We start from the raw sequence: 19,618 nt of genomic DNA on the forward strand, positions 1-19,618 counted from the left end.
TTAATACTGTTTATTATTTCGTAAATCAGTCAATTTTTGACTTAATATTTTCTTTGACCGTGATAAATTGCTCTTGGATGTGCCTACCGTAATACCAAGAGAGTCCGCTATCTCTTTATGTGAAAAACCATCCATCTGGTAGAGGTTAAAAACCAGACGGTACTGGTCTGGTAATTCTTGAACTACCTGTAGTATCTCATCAATTGTAAAAAGGTTACCTGTATCAAATTCTTCCTCATCCACTTGAGCCTGCTGATCTGTGATCTGATGTTTAGATTTTCCAAGTTTGTATCTATCTATCGCTTTAAAAATGACGATCCTTTTCATCCAACCTTCAAAGGAGCCAGTTTCTTTGTATTTACGTATAGTTTTAAATATCACGATGAATGCATCGTGGAGAATATCCTCAGCGTCTTCCGTATTTCGGCTGTATTTTAGGGCAAGGTTGTAGAGGTCTTTCTTATATGTATGATATAGCTTCTCCTGATCACCCAGCTTTTGCTTACGGCAACCTATTATGATTTGAGATAATGAAGAGTTATTTTGATTCACTAGTTGTATTGCGCTATGTGCTTGAACAAGGTAAATAGATTGCCATCATTTGTGGAAGTTGAATAAGAAATCTCCACAGATCTATTGTCACTTCCTTCTTCAATATCTATCTCATAAATAAAATTTTCGAACGCAGAAGGGGCAAATGTTTCCATGATATAAGGAGAAACAGCTTTAGGTCTAAAGGTATTGACAGCTGTTGAGATTTGATCCTGGCGTAATAGGAACATAACCTTGCGTCCATACACCTTTTCATAGATTTCATAAAAGATATTACGCTGAGAAGTATAGGTCATTACTTCACGGTAAAGATTGCCACTGGCAGTGTTTGCATCGCTTGACCTATCTGTATGTTGTATAACATTTCCTAGACTATCAAACTGTATATCAACCTCCTGAGAATCCATGCCTGAGTTATCTACCAGCGATCGATTTAGGGATAACCTGTTTTCGTCATCGTCAAAACGCATAGTTCCCGTCGCTAGCCGCGCTAGTTGGGCGTTGCCGTCAAGTCTGAACTCGTCAAAGGTCACGGTATTATTTTGATGAGAGTAAGTATAGTTCAAGTATTCAGTCCCAGAGCCATCTTTAAAATTTGTATTGACAAGATTGTCGTTTTCGTAAATGAATTCTTGAGTATATTGAATAGCTGATCCCAAAGAGTAGGTGATTTTTGAAATACGATCATCTTCATAGGCATATCCCTTAGTTCCCTGAAGTAAGTCATCACGATCGTAATAATTGATCTGTGAGAGTTTACCTGCGTCAAATACGTACTCTTGAATGGAGTTGGGAAGTGGTGGGGTCTGGGTCGTGTTGTAGATGATGGTTTTAAAACTAGCAATACTTGGCTCTTCGTTTTCTTCGTTTAAAATGGGTTCAACACTACAACTGTTAAGAGTCAGTAAAAATAACAGGGAAAATGAATGATGTTTCATGGATGCCTTTTATTAATAGTATATCAAACTCCAAAAGGTTGCGTCTAAAAGTCAAAAAACCGCTCTGGTGTAGAACGGTTTTGAGATAAGCTCGCTTTCGCGAAAGCGAAATAAACAAGGTTGCATTACATTTTAACGCCCCACTCTTCTAATGAAATTTTATTCAATCTCACATAATCAGGGTTAGGTGCCGCGGCAGCAAGTGCCATAGATTTCTTTGCACTCTCGATAGCAGCATTTTTGTCTCCCATTTTAGCCTCGATCAAAGATTTAGTTCTCCACATCCAGTAGGCATTAGGGCTTTTAGCTGCAGCCATATCTATCCATTCTTTTGCTTGCTTGATGTCTTTTCCAGTTTCCAGATAAAAACTTGCGGCACTGAAATAGTCTGCAGCAGTAGGACCAGAAATGATGCGGTTGATGCTTGCCAGCATCTTCTCATCAGTAGGTACATTGAATGGAACTGAAACCATGGTCTTATCCCACATCATGTCTAGACTTGCACCATCCGTTTTCAAATTGTTGATGGCAATGGTAAAGTTTTCTGAAGCATTCGCCATTTTTACTGGCGTTGCCATTACTCGGGCTGCTACTAGACTATCGTCCCAATCTGCTGGTGTACCCCAGTTGTCTGTATTGCTGTAAAAGATAACTTCCCACTGATCTTTACCTGGCTTTGTATATAGCGCGTAATCACCAGCTTTTAGTTTCTGACCTCCTAGCGTTATGCTGTCTGTAAATGTGACTATGGTATTAGCATTAGCACCTGTTCTCCATACTTGATTAAAAGGAACTAATTCTCCAAAAATTTCACGACCGCGCATCGCTGGTCTTGAATAGGCGACACTAACATCAGTCAGTCCAACCGTTTGCATCAGTTTTGCACTAGGACTAGGCTGTACTGGAGTAATTTGAGCGTATGCTCCTAAGCTAATAAGGCAAAGGGCAGCTAGTAAAATTCTGTTTTTCATAGGTATTATTTAAGTGAATAAAATATCTTATGCTTTAGCGCCTGAAAAGAATATCATCTTTATAGCGACGATAAGCAATATAGCACCGAAAATCTTTTTAAGCATCTGTTGATTTAAATCTACGGCTATTTTAGATCCTAAATAACCTCCTACCACAAATGCTACGGCAATGACTAGCGCATAACGCCAGTCTAGTTGATGGCCACTGGTGTGATATGTATAAGCAGCAATAAATGTAACTGGCACAGCTAGCACGGCAAGGCTTAACCCTTGAGCTTGATGCTGGGTATAACCTAGAAACCAGATAGCCAGCGGCACCATGACTACTCCACCACCTACTCCTACACTCCCACTTAAAAAGCCTGCAATCAGGCCTAAAAGCAAGAGCAGCAATACAATTTCTACAGTCATAGCTCCTTTTTTCATATTATAATAATGGTGCCCACAACTTACAAAAAGACTCTTTAAATTTGTAGGTTAAGGATCGTTCTTTCCATTCTTCAAGATCTATTTGTTCGCACTCTTTTTTATCCTCATCAAACTTATCGTTGAGCTCCTGAGCAAATTCTTTGTCAAAAACGAGGGCATTGATCTCAAAGTTAATATCAAAACTGCGATAATCAATATTACAAGTCCCTATAGTCGCAAACATGCCATCGACTACCATTGTTTTGGAATGCAGCATTCCCTTGCAATACCAGAATATCTTGATCCCACATTCCATAATTTCCTCAAAATACGACCTGGAAGCGTATCGAGCCGCCCAGCTATCCCCTATTCTAGGCACCATAAGCTCTACCTCTACACCTGATCTTGCGGCACTTTTGATAGCTGTCAGAATAGCCTCGTTAGGAATAAAATAAGGTGTAGTGATGCGTATACGGGTATCAGCACTATTGATTCCTGTAAAAATAGCTTCCATGATATTGGACCAATCGGTATCAGGACCACTAGCTGCAATTTGTACAGGCTTGTTTTTTTTCTCGTCAATTTCAGGGAAAAAACTTCCTTCTATTTCTTCATCAGCGTCTTTAGAATACTGATCGTCACAAACAAAAAACCAATTGAGGAGCCATTGGGCTTGAAGACTTTTTACTGCATGACCTTCAATTCGCAGGTGGGTATCTCTCCAATAATCTTTAGGGTCACGGTCTGGCGTGTTCACATAATCATCACTCACGTTTATTCCTCCTAGAAAACCTATGTGACCATCTACAATAACAATCTTTCTATGATCTCGATAATTGGCTTTTCTAGTAAACCTTGAAAAGAGCACTGGCATGAATGGATAATGCAGGATACCAGCATCTGTCATTCTCCGCTTTGCAGCGTTGGACAGGTCGCTCCCAACGGAATCATAGATCAATTTCACGTTCACATCGCGTTTCCTTGCTGCTATCAAATGGTCAATAAATTTATTGCCGATGTTGTCATCATTGAAAATGAAGTATTCTAGATGAATATGATCCTTAGCTTGATCCAGCGCTTCAAAAATGGCTTCAAACGCATTTTCTCCGTTGTAAAGAAGCTTGAGGTCGTTACGCAGGGTCAATGGTGCTCGCTCATTATGCCTTAAAAGTTTCACCATTTTAAGACGATCTTCTAGAAATGTGGTCTCGTATTTTCCCAGTTCTTCTTCATCGTTCATCAGGCGCTTGTTCCACTTTGTTACATGCTCATGTGAATTGAGATCTTTACGTTTAAATATCTTTTGTTTGCGGTACTCCAGCCCAAAAAAGTAATAGATCGCTAGGCCTACAAATGGCAAAGCGACGAGAAAAAGTAAGGAGGATAAGGTTTTGTGAGGGTTCTGATTATTGCGTATTAAGAAAAATGCAGCACCAGTGGCTACCAGATAATTGCCGATCAATGATGCCAAAAACCAATTTTCTTGAACCCAATTAATCATGCTTATTTGTAATATCCAGCTTCAGGAATAGAAAGGTAGTATGTTTTTCTAGATTTATTGTTGAGTTTTGCCTCTCTCAACCATGGATTGTGAAGCTTGAGCACTTTGTAGGTGATTTTGTTCGCTTTCGCGAAAGCGACTAAATCATCCACCTCATAGTCCACTTTAATTTTAGTCACAGGTACATTTTGATATAAATGCTCTGGTGCCACGTGAAATCCATAGGATTCTGGCTTCTCAAGAATTTCTTTCAATGCCAAAATACGGAAGACATATCGCGCCGTCTCACTGTTCAACAATAAATCATAGTATTCGTCCTCCTCTTGACGGTCTTGCTGACGGTTCACACCTGCATTACCAGCATTATATGCAGCAGCAGCAAGCGTCCATGAACCGAAGTTTTTCTTGCTCTCTTTTAAATATTTGCAAGCGGCACGAGTGGACATTTCCATATCATAACGCTCGTCAACATTATCGTTTACTTCCATTCCCAACTCCCTTGCTGTGGCAGGCATCAATTGCCAAAACCCCTTTGCTCCCGCAGGAGATACGGCGTTTGACAAAGCACTTTCTGCAACTGCTAAATATTTAAAGTCATCTGGAATACCTTCTTCCTTGAGGATAGGTTCAATGATTGGAAAATATTTATTTGCCTTTTTGATCAACTTGATTGCGTTGGATTGAAAATATACATTAGAAAGCAATTCGTTATCAAAGCGCTCTTCAATATCAGGATCTGTCAACGGGACGTCTTCCCCTGCAAAGGAGAGACCTTCAGGCATGGGTAAGGAGTATACCTTGTAATCATTTACCAGCGAGTCTAACTGACCTCCAGTAGAACTACCAGCATTTTTTTCTGACAATTTCACCGCACCTAGGGCGATGAGAGAAACAACGGCTATAGAAAAGCCTAAGACAATCTTTTTCATCAGGAATTTTTTTTTAAATATATGAAGAATCCCAGCACAAGAAGTCTATTTACCTGCAATGATTTCAGGCAAATTTTCATTGAACCAGCGGTATCGATTTATAATCATAACGTGGGTTCCTCCCTTAACTGTAATGCAGTCTTTAATGTACTTAATAGGGAAAATGTGATCTTGATCTCCATGAATATGCACAATGCCTTTTAATGGTGTTGTTTGATCCCATTTGATCATTGTATCTAGTGCCCAGTCCAGGTAGCGCTGATTATTCATGTTCAAGTACCTTTTGTACAGCTCCATTTTTTTAGGGGCTATGCCGCGGCCAAACTTGCTCCACCAATCAAAATTTGCGATCAAACTTGTAGGTAATAGTTTATGTAATCCCGTTTTTTTTGACACTCTCATACGCCTGGGAAATTCTTGGGTAGATTTCACACTAGAAATGATAATCAATTTTTCCACCTCTATCAGCTTAGCCAATTCTTGCACGATCACACCACCAAAAGAAACACCTACCAAGACCGGTCGCTCATGATGAATTCCCTTCATCAACCTGCGGCAATAATGATCAAGTGGCTCTTTAGATTCTGGTAGAAGCCAGTCTAAATGATGTACCTCAAACTGACCCACGGGCAACGCAATATTTTCATAAATAAGCGGTGAAGCAGCCATTCCTGGCATAAAATACACGTGCGTCATGGGTTTGAGATTTTGTCAATCAAGGTTTTAACTTTAAGATACGAGCATTTCTAAGCGTATTGAGGTATCTTTACAAAGTTAAACAAGCAATTTTTACTCTTCTGCTAACCAGCTACATCTTTGCTTGAATGGTATAATAATTCTCAAAAAAGTAGAATGAGTCAAAAAGAATGATATGGATACGACTATGATTGAAATTACTGATAATGAATTTTTAAGACAATATCAGTGTAAATTTGATGGCACCCTAGCTAAAATCGAATACGCGCAGCAGGAACGCAAAATATTCCTGACTAAATTGATAATTCCAGAACCTCTAGACGATAATCCTACTTTTAAGGAAGATTTTTTGAAAGCGGTATTTGCGGACATTAGAGATAACAAGAAGCTCAAAGTAGTTCCTACACACCCTACCATAGCAGGATTTGTGCGCAAGCACCGCAATGAGTATAAGGAAATGTTACCTGTAGGAATCAGCATTTAAAAAGTAACTCTTCTAAGATTTCCATAGCAGTCGCGCCTCCTCAAGATCAGTAGGCGTATCAATGCCTATCGTGTGATTTGAAGTCTCGACCATTCTTATTTTTTTGCCGTACTCTAAGTAACGAATGCATTCGATCTTTTCTGCCAATTCAAGCGGTGTAGGGTCTGCTTTATAAAACTCCATCAAGGCTTTTTTACGGAACGCATAAATCCCTACATGCTTATAGGTTTTCACCTCAATATTCTTATCACGATGGAAAGGCAAAGGCGATCTTGAAAAATACAGGGCATTGCTCTTATTGTCTACAATCACTTTTACATTGTTAGGATTTTGAATGTCCTCCTCATCCTTTATGGTATGCATTAAAGATGCTAGGTCAATTTCAGCATCAGGATCATTTTCAAAAATCTCAAGCAAACGCTCAAGATCACCACGATTGGTGAACGGCTCATCACCTTGAACGTTAATCACGATATCTACCTCCATATCCTCCACTGCTTCTGCAATTCTATTGCTGCCGCAATCGTGATCTTTAATGCTCATGACAGCTCTACCATCGTATTGCCTTACCGTTTGATAAATATCCTTACTATCTGTCACTACGATAACTTCATCAAATAAACCAGTTCTTAAAACCGCCTCATAGGTTCGCACAATCACTGGCGCACCACCCAGATCTTGTAACAATTTTTTAGGGAAGCGTTGAGCCTCTAACCTAGCGGGTATTACAGCTATTTTTTTAAGCATATTAATAATTTACAGGCAGCGCCCAATAGAGTGATCTTTCCTCTTTAATAATGTTATGGCTATTCAAGAAATTTAGGAACTCCTGATACTGAGATTCCGTTTTAAAATACAGCTGGCGGTAACGGCCGTTAGAAAGCTTGAGACTTATGGTTTGATGCGATTCTTTTCCTTTGGCCACTGCATTTTTAATATCCGAAAAGCAGATGTTCGAACGAAATGAAATGGTGAAAATACCTAATGCAGTCAACGACAAAACGGAAATTGACTTCATACTATAAAAAGCTATCAATGTCAACTTTAACCAACCATCTAATGGTGTAAAGTATTGAGGCAAAAGAAATATTCCAGGTACAAATATTATCAGTTGAATAAACGCAATAGACTTTGCATTATCATTCAGTTCCAACTGCTGATCTTCTTCAGTCCAGCTCCATTGCGTTGCTTTGCGTTCTAGAAAACTCATGATTGTTCTTCTACTGCTGGGTTATTTCGCTTTCGCGAAAGCGAACTTCTCTTAAACATCTTGCGATACAGTTTACGGATGCCAAAAAACGTAAGAATTACCAGAATAACTGCAACAAAAGGGGCTAAAAGAGATACAATGCTTAAAACGGTTGAAAACAAGCCTTCTAGTGCGCTAATTACTGGATTTCCAACTCCAGCAGTCATAGTGGTACTCGCAGCTCGTGCTGCACTTGTGGTTGTCGCGATAGCTGCCGCAGTGCCACCACCAGCAATAATCGCTAGCGTCCAGCTATACAAAGGATCTAAATCACCTACAACGGTGACCATTGCTAAAGTTCCCGCAACTGTTGCTAATGGGATAGAAATCGTATCTAAAGCATTGTCCACGTAAGGGATAAAATAGGCGATTAACTCAAAAATTGAAGCTGCAGTCAACACTAAAATTGCGGTTAAGCTTCCCGCCCACTGCCAATTCTCACTCAGCGGAATCCAATCCATGTATCCCGCAAAACTAAGAAGTAACAAGGGTATAAATACCCTGAAACCTGCGCTGGCGGCAAGTCCCACGCCTAGACATATGCTTATAACTAACTCTAACATTGTTCTACTCTATAAAATTTTCATTTTTGAAGCCTATAAGGTACAAATTTGTTTTGGCTCTTGTTACTGCTGTATACAACCACCTCAAATACTCTTTACTAGGCCCTTCTGGCAAATAGGGTTGTTCTATAATGACATTTTCCCACTGACCTCCCTGCGATTTATGACAAGTGATCGCATAAGAAAACTTGACTTGAAGCGCATTAAAATATTGGTTTGCCTTGATTTCTTTGTATTGCTTCCATTTAGGTAACTTCAAGTAATCCATCCGTACCTCTTGATACAGTTTATTGCTTTGCTCATAAGTCAGCGATGGGGATTCTGAAGTCAAGGTGTCTAATAAAAGAGTGGTTTCAAAAGGTCTCGCATTTGGATAATCTACCATGCGCACCTTAACGTTAGCAAACTTAAAATCATAGATCTCTTTAAAATCAAATATTTCTAGTACCTCAATGATATCACCGTTTGCTATAAAACCAGCGTCACTGCTAGATTCCAACCAGTGGTAATTATTCTTCACTACCATCAGATAATCGCCTGTGGCCAGTTCGCTTTCGCGAAAGAGAATACGCGACCGTATTTGTTGGTTATAAAGATTTGCGCGTTTGTTAGAACGTACAATAATCGCTGTTTCCTCATGGCCCTGATTGTCATACGCACTCATGACCGTTTCCATGATCTCGTGACCATCAATCAACCGATGAATGTCAGGAAAAGGCATCACATTAAATTTAAAACTGGGGTCATCTTGCTCAATATGCTCTCTTATTTGAGTCGCGTTGTACAGAATACCAGATTCTACACTTTGCCTTTTAACCTCGTCAAGCTCAATATCTGTAACTTCTTTCAAATACCGTTGGCCTATTAAACCAGCATCCAGCGCTGGAGAGATATCCAGTTTGACTGGAGGTAACTGTGCCGTATCCCCTATAATGATAAGTTTACACTTATAACCGTTATAAACGTATTCAATCAAATCATCTAGAAGCGATCCATTACCGCCGAACATTTTATTATCTGCCGCAACATCAGGAATCATGGAGGCTTCATCCACTATGAACAAAGAGTTTCTATGCTTATTTACCTTGAGGCTGAATTGGACATTTCCTGATCCCTGACCTTTAGGAAAATAGATCTCGCGATGAATGGTAGCTGCCTGTTGATTGGAATAATTACTAATGACCTTAGCGGCTCTTCCAGTAGGTGCTAGAAGCACTGCACTTTTTTTTATTTTCCAAATACTCTTAACCAGGCTACTAATTATTGTAGTCTTTCCCGTACCTGCATACCCACGCAACATAAAAATACGGTCCTTTTCTGGATCGAGAATAAAGTCTGCAAGCTCCTCTAGGGCACGTTCTTGCTGGAAAGTAGGTTCAAATGGAAAGTCAAGTTTGAGAATCTTAAAGAAATCTTGTGGAGTCATGAACTTGTTCTGGAAAACTTGAGGATAAACTTAGTTCAAAAAAAACGGTGCTCACTAGGACGAGTGAAAAAAAATTGTAGATTTGTTTCCTTTGAAATTAAGCTAATAAACAATTCTTCTTATGTTCAATTTGATCTTATCGGTAGTCTTAGGTATTATAGTGCTGGTACTACTTGCGATATTCATCAATAAAATCCCTCGTAAACTACATATCATTATCATATTGGTATTGTTAGCACTCATCGGATTTTTCGGTTACAAACTTTATCAATCCATCGCAGAGCCTGTCAAATTTGAAGAGGTAAAAGAGGAGCGCTACAAACAAGTAGTGGAGCAATTGATCCAACTTAGAGATGCAGAAGTTGCTCATAAGTTAATCACTGGTAAATACACAGACGATATCGAGGCTCTAGCTCGATTTATAGATACTGCGCAGTTTGCGTTGATCTCTAAACGTGATAGTAGTATTGTTGATGTTGAGAAAAACAAACGTTACGGTCTGACTGGAACTGGTGGATATTATAAGGAAATTACCATTATTGATACCTTAGGATTCAAATCAGTAAAGGATTCTCTTTTCAGCAATGTAGATGTACGTAACTTGTTGAAATATAAAATTGAGGGAGCTCCTGGGCAAATTTCTCTAGAAACTGGAACAGTAGCCGATGCGGATAACCAAATAGGTGTATTTGCTGCCAAAGCTTCTAAAAAAGACATTCTATTTGACCAACCGGAGCGTCTGGTACAAAGAGAACTAGAGATAAAAGCTGTAGAAGCCATCGATGGACCTGAAATCACTGTGGGGAGCTTAGAAGAAGTTTCTACTAGCGGTAACTGGCCTAGACAATATGCAATCAATCGCAACTAGTACTAAATCTCACAACCACAAAAGTCTGTCCGTCTTGATTCATCAAGATGGACTTTCTTTTTATATACATACGACAGACCAGATCCTATCTGCCATTAATAAGCAGTTCAAGCATTCTTCCAACCCCATCGAGATCTTGAAAAGCGTCGAAGATTGTTTTGCAAAAGAGTCAGAATTGAACCAAGATTTTGATCAAGTAAAACTGATTTACCATCACGATATTTTCACGCTGGTACCCAAAGAGTTGTTTAAAGAATCTCATGCAGCAGACTATTTGAAATACAATACCAGGCTCTTGCAAACTGACACACTGAGTGTGGATGAAGAACTCTCTGATACTGGAGCAAATTTGGTCTACGTGGCCTATTCTAATATCAACAACTATTTCTATGAAAAGTATGGTAGCTATTCTTACTTCCACTATTCTGCCTTGGTATTACAACAACTCGGTAAGTTGGGCGATGGTTTGTTTATAGAAGTAATGCCATCTCATTTTTATTTGACCATTTATAAAGAGGGAAAACTGATCGCACATAATTTGTTCCAGCATGAGCAAATAGAAGATATATTATTTTATACACTCTATGCAGCGGAGCAGAATCAGTTGGATCCAGAACTGTTTCGTTTGACTATTATTCAAGAGGTACAAGATCAAGAGTTATTTGATTTGCTTTATACCTATGTGAGAGAAGTTTCCTTTATACCCAACTACTCAGATTACCTAAACCATCTCGTATGCGCATAATCTCTGGCATTCATAAGGGCCGTAGAATTCAAGCTCCTAAGAAACTACCCGTTAGACCTACCACAGACATGTCTAAGGAAGCTCTTTTTAATATTCTGCGTAACCAAATACATATTAGTGGCATCAAGGTTTTAGAGCTTTTTGCGGGCAGCGGTAACATGTCCTATGAATTTGGTAGTCGCGGCGCAGGGTCGATCCTTGCGGTAGACGAGCATATGCCATGTATTGCATTTATCAAGAAAACAGCAGAGTTGCTTGATCTGCCTATTGACACGGTAAAAGCAGATGTTTTTACTTTTCTCAAAAATCATAAAGGCAGCTACGATATCATATTTGCTGATCCACCCTATGCGCTAGAAGAATCTCAATTTCTAGAAATAGTCGATTCGATCATGGAGGGCAACCTGGTCGCTGAGGACGGCCTGGTAATTATAGAACATTCTAAGCATACAGACCTGAGCAGTCACCCGACCTTTGATAATGCTCGCAAATATGGCGGAACTGTATTCAGTTTTTTCAAAGCTCCTGATTCTCCAAACGAGGGATAATGGACCGAATTAGAAGGTAGTGAGGCATGAGGCATGAGGCATGAGGCATGAGGCATGAGGCATGAGGCATGAGGCATGAGGCATGAGGCATGAGGCATGAGGCATGAGGCAAAATTAAAAATTCGCAATCACAATGTTTGCATCAAATTGAAAATTGACAACCGGAAATTGAGATTTGGAACGTTAGACCTGAAACTTGGAACTTAAAATCAATAATTAAAAAAAGCAGGCCTATAAGCCGGATCCTGTAGCCTCGCACAAACGAGACTCTCTATCATTTATCTAGGATCGCAATTACTCACGACCTCAAACTGCCTACCCTTCAGAATCGCGCGGATCGCGCTCAAACTCTAATTTACGCGACATTTCACCACATAGAGTTTACCTGGTTTCACTACAGCATTACCTGTACATTCTTTCTGTTGCACTGGTCCTAATTCGTTCTCGCTTTCGCGAAAGCGAACCGACGGCCGTTAGCCGCTATGTTATCCTATGGTGTCCGGACTTTCCTCCCCAACTTGCGTTGCGACGATAGAGCGGCCTGCTGTGGCAAAATTAGAAGAATAATCGGCTAACTGTTGATAATTTTAAGAAAAAGAAACACAACTTACCATGTGTTACCGATGGTTGATTTTATCTTTGGCGCGCATGGAACCCTTTATAGTATCAGCCCGTAAATACAGACCAGAGACCTTTGAAGATGTCGTGGGACAATCTGCTATTACTAAAACGCTGGAAAATGCTATTGAAAGCAATCACTTAGCACAAGCTTTGCTATTCACTGGGCCTCGTGGCGTAGGTAAAACTACCTGTGCTCGTATCCTTGCTAAAAAGATCAATCAACACAATGTTGCCTATGATCCAGATGAGGATTTTGCGTTCAATATTTTTGAGCTGGATGCTGCGTCTAACAACAGTGTTGATGGCATACGTGAGTTGATCTCCCAAGTGCGTATTCCTCCACAAGTAGGTAAGTACAAGATCTATATTATTGATGAGGTTCACATGTTGTCCACACAGGCATTTAATGCCTTTTTAAAGACTCTTGAAGAGCCGCCAGCGCATGCTATTTTCATACTCGCAACTACTGAAAAGCACAAGATCATCCCTACGATTCTTTCTCGTTGTCAGATATTTGATTTCAAGCGCATCACAGTCAGCGATATGCGCGAGCATTTGAAACGCATTGCGATCAAAGAAAATATTGATGCTGAGGAAGAGGCACTCCAGATCATAGCCCAGAAAGCAGACGGAGCCTTAAGGGATTCCCTGTCTATTTTTGACCGTGTCGTTAGTTTCTCTGGTAAAGATTTAACCGTCCAAGCAGTGACGGAAAATTTGAACGTACTGGATCGAGATACGTATTTCAGCATGACGTCGCTGATTTTAGAAAATAATATCCCTCAACTATTGATTGACTATGACCAGATCATGGTCAAAGGATTTGATGGGCAGCACTTTTTAAATGGTTTAGCATCTCACTTTAGAGACCTTATGGTTTGTAAAGATGAGCGCACCCTTGTATTGCTAGAATTAGGGGAAACTACTAAGCTAAAATATCAAGATCAATCTCGTGTGACCGGTATGGAGTTTCTCAAAACTGCCATCGAAATCACAAATGATGCAGATCTAAAATACCGCAACAGCCGCAATCAGCGTTTGCTTGTGGAGTTATGCTTGATGCAATTGGCCTCCATCCTACTTTCAGAGGATGGTCAAAAAAAAAAGCCTCTAAAGTACATACTTCCAGCTAGCACCTTTGCTGATATGCAAGTGGCTGAGCCTGCCACCGATAAAATACCCAATCCCATAAAAGCAGAGGTTCAAGAGAATACTACCAATACTCCAAGTCCCTCGCTAGATGTAGCTTCCCATTCCACAGAAGGAACTCAAACAGTTTCAGTCAAGGAAGAGAAAGCACAACCATCTCCTTCAGAAAACCCTGATCCTGAACAATCATTGATGGAGAGAAGGAAAGCATTATTAGAAAAAAGCAAAAATAAGGTCAGTTCACTATCGCTGCAAGGAATTGAACGCAAGAAAGAACATTTAGAGAACAAAAAAGAAGCCACTGTTGTCCATGATAGCTTGCCTGAACGTCCTTTTACGGAGGAAGAGCTGGTATTAGTCTGGGACAAATATGTAGAACACCTAAAGGAACGCGGCTCACTCATACTCGCTAGTATTTTAAATGTTGATAGCCCTAAACTTAAAGGCACAAAGGCACACTTAAGGTTTCCTAACGCTTCTATGAAGGAAGATTTGGATAAAAATATGGGCCAAATTCTTGAGTTTTTAAAACGAGAATTGCAGAACTATCAATTAACAATAGAAATTGCTGTAGACAAATCTGTACAGAAGAGATATGTGTATACAGATCAGGAGAAATTTCAAAAGCTGGTAGACAAAAACCCTTCGATAGATAAATTGCGACAAGCTTTCGATTTAGAATTTTAAACAAAAAAAACTGCACCTGTTGGATGCAGTTTTTTTTGTTCCGCTTTCGCGAAAGCGATTACAATTTATAAGTTACTGTAAGTTGGTAAAATCTGTTTTCAGCTTCAAACCCTTGATCTCCTAATGCGGTACCTTCAAAAATGTTAGTAAAGCCATAGCCATATCTAGCATCGATGCTAAAGCTGTTCGTCAATTGAAAACCTACACCACCAACGCCTAACAAATCACTAGCATAATAATCCCCATCGTCATTGTCAGAAACATTCAGTGCAAATTTAGGCCCTGCATTAAGGTACAAAAGGTCAGTAAGGTGAAATTGCGCTAGAAAACCAGCAGTCAACCAGTTTGTTTTGAAATCAATGTAGTCTCCATCAGCAGCTTCAAATGAATCTTCTTTTGCTCCTAAAGCACTAAATCCCAGCTCTGGAACTAATGAAAATGTATTTCCTAGAGGGATTTCTGCAAAAAATAAAACTTCAGGAGCGATTCTAGAATCGGAATCTGAGAAATAATCCGTTTCTAAATTAGAGTAATTAAGTCCCAAGCGAATGCCATAAGTGGTTTCACTGCGCACTTGAGCGGCACTGAAATTAAATACTCCTAAGGCAATACATATAAGTAGTAGTTTTTTCATGTTCTGTTTTTAAAGATTTAAATGTAGCTAAAAAAGTCTAATGACTGGACTTCTGTATTTTGGAATTGTAAATTGATTTGATAATTCCATCGGTCAAACCGATTTTCGGTACGTGAATATTCTTAGCCTCACTCCATTTCATAGCTCTCAAATAGATGCGACATGCAGGGATAATAACATCTGCCCGGTCTTGATTAAGGGCAAGGTGGTACACACGTTCTTCATAAGTAAAACTTTGCAGTTTTTCATAGTAGCTTGCTAGATAGAAATAGGACAATGGCTTACCGTACAACTTCCCGCTATTCTTAAATATGTTATTGATATTCCCTCCAGATCCTATCAGTTCAATTCGATCGTAAGGTTCGCAAACTTTTTTCACCCATTGCTCTGCCTCTGTCCACAGATTGCTTTTCACCATGTCATTTAACAAACGAACGGTTCCTATTTTAAAAGATTTGGATTCAACTGCATTACCATTAGCAAAAAGTGTAAACTCTGTACTACCACCACCTACATCAACGTACAGATACACCTTGTTTTCATCAATAATATCATGTAAGTCAGTCATCGCAATCATTGCAGCTTCATGTGAACCATCAATAATTTCAATATTAATTCCTGAGAGCTTTTTGATAACTTTAGTTACCTCCTTACCATTATCAGCATCACGCATGGCACTAGTGGCGTAGGCTTTATAATCTGCCACCTCGTGAACATCCATCAAATTTTGGTAGGATTTCATGGTTTTCACCATGCGTTCTACATTATGATCAGATATGTGCCCTTTAGTGAAAACGTCCTGTCCTAATCGTATGGGAACACGAACAAGACTCGTCTTTTTAAAAACTGGTGCTAGATCATCAAAGGTATTTACAGTCGCAACTAATAATCTAATCGCGTTTGATCCTATATCTATTGCTCCATATTTTACTGTTTTGAATCCCATCAAGCGTCATTTTTATTTTCGTAATACTGGTAGGTGGCATATTGTGACCTGATCTTAGTTTTACCATTTGAAACGTAAGAATTGGATTGCTCTTTATCAATAACTCGAGCTTTCACATTGTCATTCCAGCATATATCAAAAGTTTCCAAAATTTCTCTTTTCACATCTTCATCATAGATAGGACAAGCAATTTCCACACGACTGTCAAGGTTGCGCTGCATAAAATCTGCACTTGAAATATAAACCGAACTATTGCCGTCATTATGGAAGTAATAGACTCTAGGATGTTCTAAGTATCGATCGACAACACTGATAGCTTTGATATTCTCACTCATTCCCGTTACCCCAGGAACCAGACAGCAAATACCACGCACAATGAGCTCTATCTTTACACCGGCCTGCGAGGCTTGGTAGAATAAGTCAATCATTTTGAAGTCAGAGAACGAATTTAATTTTAAGCGAATGAGTGCATGTTTTCCTGCTTTCGCGAAAGCGATCTCTCGACGAACCAATTGCTCAATTCTAGATCTTAAAAAGTTAGGACTTACTAGCAGGTGCTCGTATTTATGCTGTTTGTAGTTGACCTGGAAGAATTCAAAAACGCGTTCTACCTCCTTTAAAATTCTCTTATCTGCAGTAAACAAAGTATAATCTGTGTATACACCCGCAGTAGATTCATTGAAGTTACCGGTGGAAACAAAACCATAGCGCTTCAACTTGCCCTCTTCTCGCCTTGTGATCATACAAGCTTTGCAATGCACCTTCAGACCAGGTACTCCAAATATCATCTGGATGCCTTCTTCTTGCATCAATTCGGCATAATTGATATTTGCCTGCTCGTCAAATCGGGCTTGTAATTCTATGGAAACAGTAACCTGCTTTCCGTTTTTTGCAGCATTGATAAGAGAACCCGCAATTTGTGAGACTTCAGCAAGTCTGTATATGGTAATCTTCACCTCTTCTACATGAGGATCTAATGCAGCTTCTCTTAAGAATTTAGTAGTATTTGCAAAGGTGTGATATGGAGCGTATTGTAATATATCTTTCTCTGCAATACGCTTTAAGAGCGACCCTTTAATGTCAATACCTTTTATAGGTAATGGGGCTTGCTGTTCATAGAGCAAGTCTTTACGTCCCAAACTAGGAAATTTGAGATAATCACGGCGGTTATGATACCTACCACTAGGAATGATGGAATCCATATCATCAATCTCCAGCTTACTCATGATTAAATCAATGGTGTCTTTACTTATTTCTCTGTCAAATACAAATCGAACAGGATCACCGTCTTTACGATCATAGACACTGTCCCTTATCTTCTCAAGTAGACTCTTCTTTAAGTCCAGATCTATATCTAGTTGAGCATCCAGGGTCACCTTAATCATATGCGCCTCAATTTCTTGATACTCAAAGATGCTGAACAAGTAATGCATCCTGTGGCGTATCAAATCATCAATCAATATAACATACTGCTTCCCATCTTCTAGATCTGGTAGTACTACAAATCGATTGAGATGTTTAGGTTTTTCAATAAGAGCGTGTCGTATTTCACCATTTTTGAAAGTCATACGTACTGCTAAGTACCCCATTCCATCCTGTAAAGGTGGGAACGGTGCTTTGCCATCAATCATGATGACCCCTAAAGCTGGACTTACTTTCTCATTGAAATATTTACGGATGTACATCTCGTGTTCTTTCAACACTTCCTTCTCATCAACGATGATGATATGTTCTTTAGCCAGTTCATTTTCCAAATCATTCAAAATTTGAAAACTCAGCGTTTGATCTTCTATTACCGTTTGATTGATCTCGTTCAACAAATCCCCAGCAGATATACCTCCTAGAGACTTAGTAGCATTCTTACCTGCACGGTAAATGCGTTGAATCGTGGCATACCTGACCTTAAAAAATTCATCTAGGTTATTCGAAAAAATACCTAAGAATCGCAAACGTTCGATAAGTGGTACTGTAGGATCATTAGCTTCCTGAAGGACACGAGCATTAAACTTGAGCCAGGATAATTCCCGGTTGAAATAGCGTGGGGTCATTATAAGTTTTTAGGGAATAAATGGAATGTTGTTTTTCCATTTGTAATCGTTTTCCAAGTATTAGATTCAAACTCGATCATTACCGTTCCCGTAGTGGGCACATTGACAAAGCGTTCACTGCCTAATAAATTGGCAAGGTCTGTCAAACCATGATTATGGGAAACTAACATGGCACAATTGATATTCTCATCAATGGTCTTTACTATTTCTAGTAAATCTTGAGAATCAAAAGTATAGAGCGCTCTCTTTAATTGAAGCTTTTTAAGATCATAATCTATATATTCTGTAAGTATGGTAGCCGTTTGCAAGGCTCGAGCCGCAGTGCTAGACCATATCACATCTGGTCTACTAGGGAATTCTCTTAGTGATTTTCCTATGGCATGCGCATCATCAATACCTTTTTGAATCAATGGGCGGTCATGATCTCTAACATCAAATTCCCAGCTGGACTTCCCGTGACGAACTAAAATTAACTGCTTTCTCATTAAGGTTGTAATCTTTTAAAACTCCAGGCATCCTCTTCCTGAGTATACAAAATTCGATCGTGAAGTCGATTGGGACGCCCTTGCCAAAATTCAAAACATACAGGGGTGCATTTATATCCACCCCAAAATTCAGGAATAGGAACTTCTTGATTTTCAAAACGCTTCTCTACTGCAGCTAATTGTGCCTCGAGAGCCTCCCTAGAAATAATAGTTTCACTTTGATCACTCGCCCAGGCTCCCAACTGGCTGCCACGAGGTCTGCTGTTGAAGTAAGCAAGAGATTTTTCCCGGCCCACTCTCTCCACATGGCACTTCATCATTATTTGCCTTTCCAATGCTGGCCAAAAAAAGTGAACGCCTATTTTAGGGTGAGAATCTATAGCTTCCGCTTTTTCAGAAGTATAGTTGGTATAAAACAGAAAACTCCCTTCTTCAATTTCTTTTAAGAGAACCACTCGGGACTTAGGAAAACCATCTTTACTTATAGTACTTACGATCATTGCGTTGGCCTCTTCGACACCTGGACTATTTTCAGCATCTCGAAACCACTGTTCAAACGTCTTGAATGGATCCTGGCTCAGATTCGATTCTAGTAATGCATCCTTTTCATAGGATTTTCGGGAATCGTGGAGGTCTTTTTGCATGAACTTTATTTCTATGCAATTTAAGGATTTGGCTATAGAAGTCATAACCATAAACAAAGCTTTCACATTCCAATTAAGGAATTTAGTTAAGAAGTAAAAGTAAGAGAGCAATGTGTTCGCTTACGCGAAAGCGAACATATCTTAATCTCAATTGCTATAAGGATGAGAGCAATCAGTACATTGTGCATTTCTGAAAATAGGGCGATAAAAAAAGTCCATCAAGCAAAGCTTGATGGACTCATGACTACATCCTTGCGGATCGTCGTCGGGGTGGCAGGATTCGAACCTGCGACCTCCTGCTCCCAAAGCAGGCGCGATGACCGGGCTACGCTACACCCCGATTTTAATTTGTGTCAGTATCGGTTCTGACATTATTTTTTTGCGGAGAGACAGGGATTCGAACCCTGGCGACGGTTACCCGTCGACAGATTAGCAATCTGCTCCATTACCACTCTGGCACCTCTCCAATTTTAAAGAACGGCTACCATTTCTGAAAGCGGATGCAAATGTAAACTTTGTTTGCATT

The 19,618-nt window shown here is 39.6% G+C and carries 21 protein-coding genes, 2 tRNA genes and 1 other RNA gene; 5 read left to right on the top strand and 19 right to left on the bottom strand.

Annotated elements, in window-relative coordinates; all coding sequences use genetic code 11:
• From NMS_RS12580 to NMS_RS12610, 7 genes are all read right to left on the bottom strand, one after another.
• Complete coding sequence (locus NMS_RS12580; protein WP_084217714.1) at nucleotides 1-552, bottom strand: RNA polymerase sigma factor; 552 nt, start codon at nucleotides 550-552, stop codon at nucleotides 1-3.
• The gene (locus NMS_RS12585) at nucleotides 552-1,490 is read right to left on the bottom strand and encodes a hypothetical protein (protein ID WP_041497159.1); all 939 of its coding nucleotides are present in this window, start codon (nucleotides 1,488-1,490) and stop codon (nucleotides 552-554) included. The genes NMS_RS12580 and NMS_RS12585 overlap by 1 nt, the downstream gene beginning before the upstream one ends.
• Nucleotides 1,491-1,615: 125 nt before the next feature.
• On the bottom strand, nucleotides 1,616-2,461 hold the full coding sequence (locus NMS_RS12590; protein WP_041497160.1) for a DUF2911 domain-containing protein: 846 nt from the start codon (nucleotides 2,459-2,461) through the stop codon (nucleotides 1,616-1,618).
• 27 nt (nucleotides 2,462-2,488) lie between these two features.
• A complete protein-coding gene (locus NMS_RS12595) occupies nucleotides 2,489-2,872 on the bottom strand; it encodes a sulfite exporter TauE/SafE family protein (RefSeq protein ID WP_041497731.1) in 384 nt (127 codons plus the stop codon).
• A 16-nt stretch (nucleotides 2,873-2,888) separates the two neighbouring features.
• Entirely contained in the window at nucleotides 2,889-4,340 is a 1,452-nt protein-coding gene (gene cls / locus NMS_RS12600) for a cardiolipin synthase (protein WP_231862398.1), read from the bottom strand.
• 32 nt (nucleotides 4,341-4,372) lie between these two features.
• Complete coding sequence (locus NMS_RS12605) at nucleotides 4,373-5,299, bottom strand: lytic transglycosylase domain-containing protein (protein WP_041497162.1); 927 nt, start codon at nucleotides 5,297-5,299, stop codon at nucleotides 4,373-4,375.
• Between the two features lie 45 nt (nucleotides 5,300-5,344).
• Complete coding sequence (locus NMS_RS12610; protein WP_041497163.1) at nucleotides 5,345-5,995, bottom strand: alpha/beta fold hydrolase; 651 nt, start codon at nucleotides 5,993-5,995, stop codon at nucleotides 5,345-5,347.
• Nucleotides 5,996-6,170: 175 nt separating this feature from the next.
• Here NMS_RS12610 and NMS_RS12615 point away from each other — a divergent pair, with 175 nt between their 5' ends.
• Entirely contained in the window at nucleotides 6,171-6,479 is a 309-nt protein-coding gene (locus tag NMS_RS12615) for a GNAT family N-acetyltransferase (RefSeq protein ID WP_173405826.1), read from the top strand.
• A gap of 12 nt (nucleotides 6,480-6,491) precedes the next feature.
• Here the strand turns inward: NMS_RS12615 and kdsB are convergent, their stop codons facing one another.
• The 4 genes from kdsB to NMS_RS12635 are packed head-to-tail and all read right to left on the bottom strand — an operon-like array spanning nucleotide 6,492 to nucleotide 9,717.
• Nucleotides 6,492-7,226 carry a 3-deoxy-manno-octulosonate cytidylyltransferase gene (gene kdsB / locus NMS_RS12620; RefSeq protein WP_041497165.1) on the bottom strand — a complete coding sequence of 245 codons (735 nt, stop codon included), beginning with the start codon at nucleotides 7,224-7,226 and terminating at the stop codon, nucleotides 6,492-6,494.
• 1 nt (nucleotide 7,227) lies between these two features.
• The gene (locus NMS_RS12625) at nucleotides 7,228-7,689 is read right to left on the bottom strand and encodes a hypothetical protein (protein ID WP_041497166.1); all 462 of its coding nucleotides are present in this window, start codon (nucleotides 7,687-7,689) and stop codon (nucleotides 7,228-7,230) included.
• On the bottom strand, nucleotides 7,686-8,291 hold the full coding sequence (locus tag NMS_RS12630; RefSeq protein WP_041497167.1) for a DUF4126 domain-containing protein: 606 nt from the start codon (nucleotides 8,289-8,291) through the stop codon (nucleotides 7,686-7,688). The genes NMS_RS12625 and NMS_RS12630 overlap by 4 nt, the downstream gene beginning before the upstream one ends.
• A 4-nt stretch (nucleotides 8,292-8,295) precedes the next feature.
• Nucleotides 8,296-9,717, bottom strand: a complete 1,422-nt coding sequence (locus NMS_RS12635) for an ATP-dependent DNA helicase (RefSeq protein ID WP_041497169.1) — start codon at nucleotides 9,715-9,717, stop codon at nucleotides 8,296-8,298.
• Between the two features lie 121 nt (nucleotides 9,718-9,838).
• On the opposite strand from NMS_RS12635, the gene NMS_RS12640 reads away from it, so the two are divergent.
• Genes NMS_RS12640 through rsmD form a run of 3 tightly spaced genes read left to right on the top strand, consistent with a single transcriptional unit; the run spans nucleotide 9,839 to nucleotide 11,878 of the window.
• On the top strand, nucleotides 9,839-10,585 hold the full coding sequence (locus NMS_RS12640; protein ID WP_052476976.1) for a hypothetical protein: 747 nt from the start codon (nucleotides 9,839-9,841) through the stop codon (nucleotides 10,583-10,585).
• A complete protein-coding gene (locus NMS_RS12645) occupies nucleotides 10,566-11,330 on the top strand; it encodes a DUF3822 family protein (RefSeq protein WP_084217715.1) in 765 nt (254 codons plus the stop codon). The genes NMS_RS12640 and NMS_RS12645 overlap by 20 nt, the downstream gene beginning before the upstream one ends.
• Entirely contained in the window at nucleotides 11,321-11,878 is a 558-nt protein-coding gene (gene rsmD / locus NMS_RS12650) for a 16S rRNA (guanine(966)-N(2))-methyltransferase RsmD (RefSeq protein ID WP_041497170.1), read from the top strand. Before NMS_RS12645 ends, rsmD begins: the two co-directional genes overlap by 10 nt.
• Nucleotides 11,879-12,096: 218 nt before the next feature.
• Here rsmD and rnpB read toward each other — a convergent pair.
• An RNA gene (gene rnpB, locus NMS_RS13600) (RNase P RNA component class A) lies at nucleotides 12,097-12,426 on the bottom strand.
• A 100-nt stretch (nucleotides 12,427-12,526) separates the two neighbouring features.
• On the opposite strand from rnpB, the gene NMS_RS12655 reads away from it, so the two are divergent.
• Entirely contained in the window at nucleotides 12,527-14,335 is a 1,809-nt protein-coding gene (locus tag NMS_RS12655; protein ID WP_041497736.1) for a DNA polymerase III subunit gamma/tau, read from the top strand.
• Nucleotides 14,336-14,393: 58 nt separating this feature from the next.
• On the opposite strand, the gene NMS_RS12660 is transcribed toward NMS_RS12655, so the two are convergent.
• The 7 genes from NMS_RS12660 to NMS_RS12690 all read right to left on the bottom strand — a co-directional run bounded on the left by NMS_RS12660 (nucleotide 14,394) and on the right by NMS_RS12690 (nucleotide 19,558).
• Nucleotides 14,394-14,969: a porin family protein gene (locus NMS_RS12660; protein WP_041497172.1), complete on the bottom strand. Its 576-nt coding sequence runs from the start codon at nucleotides 14,967-14,969 to the stop codon at nucleotides 14,394-14,396.
• A 37-nt stretch (nucleotides 14,970-15,006) separates the two neighbouring features.
• A complete protein-coding gene (locus NMS_RS12665) occupies nucleotides 15,007-15,915 on the bottom strand; it encodes a Ppx/GppA phosphatase family protein (RefSeq protein WP_148311395.1) in 909 nt (302 codons plus the stop codon).
• Nucleotides 15,915-17,963 (bottom strand): polyphosphate kinase 1, encoded by a 2,049-nt coding sequence (gene ppk1, locus NMS_RS12670; RefSeq protein ID WP_041497174.1) that lies wholly within the window; start codon nucleotides 17,961-17,963, stop codon nucleotides 15,915-15,917. Before ppk1 ends, NMS_RS12665 begins: the two co-directional genes overlap by 1 nt.
• Nucleotides 17,963-18,448: a SixA phosphatase family protein gene (locus tag NMS_RS12675; protein WP_041497176.1), complete on the bottom strand. Its 486-nt coding sequence runs from the start codon at nucleotides 18,446-18,448 to the stop codon at nucleotides 17,963-17,965. The genes ppk1 and NMS_RS12675 overlap by 1 nt, the downstream gene beginning before the upstream one ends.
• Complete coding sequence (pdxH, locus tag NMS_RS12680) at nucleotides 18,448-19,092, bottom strand: pyridoxamine 5'-phosphate oxidase (protein WP_041497737.1); 645 nt, start codon at nucleotides 19,090-19,092, stop codon at nucleotides 18,448-18,450. Before pdxH ends, NMS_RS12675 begins: the two co-directional genes overlap by 1 nt.
• A gap of 265 nt (nucleotides 19,093-19,357) precedes the next feature.
• Nucleotides 19,358-19,432 (bottom strand) — tRNA-Pro (locus tag NMS_RS12685).
• Between the two features lie 42 nt (nucleotides 19,433-19,474).
• A tRNA-Ser gene (locus NMS_RS12690) sits at nucleotides 19,475-19,558 on the bottom strand.
• Between the last annotated feature and the right edge of the window lie 60 nt (nucleotides 19,559-19,618).

The organism is Nonlabens marinus S1-08 (genome assembly GCF_000831385.1).
Lineage (GTDB): Bacteria > Bacteroidota > Bacteroidia > Flavobacteriales > Flavobacteriaceae > Nonlabens > Nonlabens marinus.

What these genes read in the sequence shown, in the direction of transcription:
- NMS_RS12585 (WP_041497159.1), bottom strand. Translation starts at nt 1,490, where the DNA reads ATGAAACATCATTCATTTTCCCTGTTATTTTTACTGACTCTTAACAGT.
- NMS_RS12590 (WP_041497160.1), bottom strand. Translation starts at nt 2,461, where the DNA reads ATGAAAAACAGAATTTTACTAGCTGCCCTTTGCCTTATTAGCTTAGGA.
- NMS_RS12595 (WP_041497731.1), bottom strand. Translation starts at nt 2,872, where the DNA reads ATGACTGTAGAAATTGTATTGCTGCTCTTGCTTTTAGGCCTGATTGCA.
- NMS_RS12605 (WP_041497162.1), bottom strand. Translation starts at nt 5,299, where the DNA reads ATGAAAAAGATTGTCTTAGGCTTTTCTATAGCCGTTGTTTCTCTCATC.
- NMS_RS12610 (WP_041497163.1), bottom strand. Translation starts at nt 5,995, where the DNA reads ATGACGCACGTGTATTTTATGCCAGGAATGGCTGCTTCACCGCTTATT.
- NMS_RS12615 (WP_173405826.1), top strand. Translation starts at nt 6,171, where the DNA reads ATGGATACGACTATGATTGAAATTACTGATAATGAATTTTTAAGACAA.
- kdsB (WP_041497165.1), bottom strand. Translation starts at nt 7,226, where the DNA reads ATGCTTAAAAAAATAGCTGTAATACCCGCTAGGTTAGAGGCTCAACGC.
- NMS_RS12625 (WP_041497166.1), bottom strand. Translation starts at nt 7,689, where the DNA reads ATGAGTTTTCTAGAACGCAAAGCAACGCAATGGAGCTGGACTGAAGAA.
- NMS_RS12630 (WP_041497167.1), bottom strand. Translation starts at nt 8,291, where the DNA reads ATGTTAGAGTTAGTTATAAGCATATGTCTAGGCGTGGGACTTGCCGCC.
- NMS_RS12635 (WP_041497169.1), bottom strand. Translation starts at nt 9,717, where the DNA reads ATGACTCCACAAGATTTCTTTAAGATTCTCAAACTTGACTTTCCATTT.
- NMS_RS12640 (WP_052476976.1), top strand. Translation starts at nt 9,839, where the DNA reads ATGTTCAATTTGATCTTATCGGTAGTCTTAGGTATTATAGTGCTGGTA.
- NMS_RS12645 (WP_084217715.1), top strand. Translation starts at nt 10,566, where the DNA reads ATGCAATCAATCGCAACTAGTACTAAATCTCACAACCACAAAAGTCTG.
- rsmD (WP_041497170.1), top strand. Translation starts at nt 11,321, where the DNA reads ATGCGCATAATCTCTGGCATTCATAAGGGCCGTAGAATTCAAGCTCCT.
- NMS_RS12655 (WP_041497736.1), top strand. Translation starts at nt 12,527, where the DNA reads ATGGAACCCTTTATAGTATCAGCCCGTAAATACAGACCAGAGACCTTT.
- NMS_RS12660 (WP_041497172.1), bottom strand. Translation starts at nt 14,969, where the DNA reads ATGAAAAAACTACTACTTATATGTATTGCCTTAGGAGTATTTAATTTC.
- NMS_RS12665 (WP_148311395.1), bottom strand. Translation starts at nt 15,915, where the DNA reads ATGGGATTCAAAACAGTAAAATATGGAGCAATAGATATAGGATCAAAC.
- ppk1 (WP_041497174.1), bottom strand. Translation starts at nt 17,963, where the DNA reads ATGACCCCACGCTATTTCAACCGGGAATTATCCTGGCTCAAGTTTAAT.
- NMS_RS12675 (WP_041497176.1), bottom strand. Translation starts at nt 18,448, where the DNA reads ATGAGAAAGCAGTTAATTTTAGTTCGTCACGGGAAGTCCAGCTGGGAA.
- pdxH (WP_041497737.1), bottom strand. Translation starts at nt 19,092, where the DNA reads ATGCAAAAAGACCTCCACGATTCCCGAAAATCCTATGAAAAGGATGCA.